General features: G+C 66.8%; 1 protein-coding gene. It reads right to left on the bottom strand.

Annotation, left to right across the window (positions count from 1 at the left end; translation table 11 throughout):
* On the bottom strand, positions 1–1,963 hold a 1,963-nt coding region (locus JHD73_RS27585; RefSeq protein ID WP_199033310.1), incomplete at both ends, for a molybdopterin oxidoreductase family protein.

Below are 1,963 nucleotides of genomic sequence, written 5' to 3' on the forward strand. Positions count from 1 at the left end.
GGTCCTGGTCTTCCAGGCGCGCCTGCGCGAAGAGACCCGCCAGCCAGTTGCGCGATGGCAAGTCCGGGCGCGGCGAGAGAAACACACAGGCTTCGATGCAGTCGTCCACCACATGTACCGCGCGATAAACGCGCGCGGTCTTGTCTTCGTATTCGAGCCAATCGGCATGTGGGTCGGTCACGCCGAGCAGTGCGCACGCCCAGTCGTGCACCGAGTCGAGCTGCTGCCGCCCAGCCAGTTCGTAACGCACGAACCGCTTGCCCTGGATGCGCGTCCACCACGTCGCGTCCTCCGTACCGAGCGCACGGCGCGAGAGCACGAAGCCGTGCCACGCCACGTCAAACGGCTCGACCATCACCGGCGTGTGCTTGAACTCGGGCTCGCCCGACACCGGGTCGACCACCGGATTGACGACCGCACCCACGCGCGCGTCTGAGGCGAACTGGCCATTCCAGTGGATCGGCACGAACACGCTGCCACGCGCGATGCCGCCCGTCATGCGCACGCGCGCCACGACGCTGCCCCAACGCGACGACACACGCGCCAGGCCGCCTTCGCGCACGCCGGCCAGCAGCGCGTCGTGCGGGTGCAGATCGACAAACGGCTCGGGTACGTGATCCGCCAGCTTGGGCGCGCGGCCGGTGCGCGTCATGGTGTGCCACTGGTCGCGCACGCGGCCGGTGTTGAGGATGAGCGGGTAGTCGCCGTCGGCCGCATGCGCGGGTGCGCGGGCCGGTGTCGGCACGAACCGCGCACGGCCATCGCCAAACGCGAAGCGGCCATCGCTGAACAGACGTGCTTCGCTATTGCCTGGCGTGGTGATGGGCCATTGCACAGGCGCCATGCTGCTGTAGGCATCTGCATCCAGCCCCGTCAGGCCACCGAGGTGGAATGCACGGCGAACACCTTGCACGCCGCTTGCTTCGTTGGCGTAGGCGGACAGGCGCGCGTGTTCGTCGAACACTTCATGCTGGGTCTTGAAGTCGAAGCCGTGGTAACCCATGCGGCGGGCGACGCCGGCAACGATGTCCCAGTCGGCACGCGCCTCACCGGGCGCCGGCAGGAAGGCGCGCTGGCGTGAGATACGGCGCTCGGAGTTCGTCACCGTGCCGTCTTTCTCACCCCAGCCGAGCGCGGGCAGCAGGATGTCGGCCAGCACGGTCGTGTCGGTCGTCTCAACGATGTCGGAGGCGACGACCAGTTCGCACTTGGCGAGCGCGCGACGCGCCTGATCGGCATCCGGCAGGCTGACCACGGGGTTGGTGCCTATGATCCATACAGCCTTCACCCGCCCTTCCTCGATGGCGTTGAACAGGTCCACCGCCTTCAGGCCCGCCTTGTCAGCCATCCGTGGGGCGTTCCAGAACGTCTGCACCAACTCGCGATGTGCAGGCTCATTCAGCTCCATGTGCGCGGCCAGCATGTTGGCCAGGCCGCCCACCTCGCGCCCGCCCATCGCATTCGGTTGACCGGTAATGGAAAACGGCCCCATGCCCGCGCGCCCGATGCGGCCGGTCAGCAAATGGCAGTTGATGATGCTGTTGACCTTGTCCGTGCCCGCGGTCGATTGATTGACGCCCATCGAGAACGCGGTGATGGTGCGCTCCGTGTCGGCAAACCAGCTGTAGAACGTGAGCAGGTCGTCGAGCTTGAGCTTGCATGCCTTGGCCACGGCTTCCACGTCGTCGCTCACGGTACCGGCCGCTTGCAGTGCAGCGTCCGGGCCGTTGGTATGCAGGGTGACAAAGTTGCGGTCCACCACGCCACGCCGCGAAAGGAACGACAGCAGGCCGTTGAACAACCACACATCGGTACCCGGCTTGATGGGCAGGTGCAGGTCCGCCAGTTCGCACGTGGCCGTATGGCGCGGGTCGACCACCACCACCTTCATCTCGGGCCGCGCCTCTTTGGCGCGCATGATGCGCTGGAACAGGATCGGGTGGCACCACGCGGTGTTGGAGCC

Source organism: Ralstonia sp. ASV6 (assembly GCF_016429285.1).
GTDB lineage: Bacteria > Pseudomonadota > Gammaproteobacteria > Burkholderiales > Burkholderiaceae > Ralstonia > Ralstonia flaminis.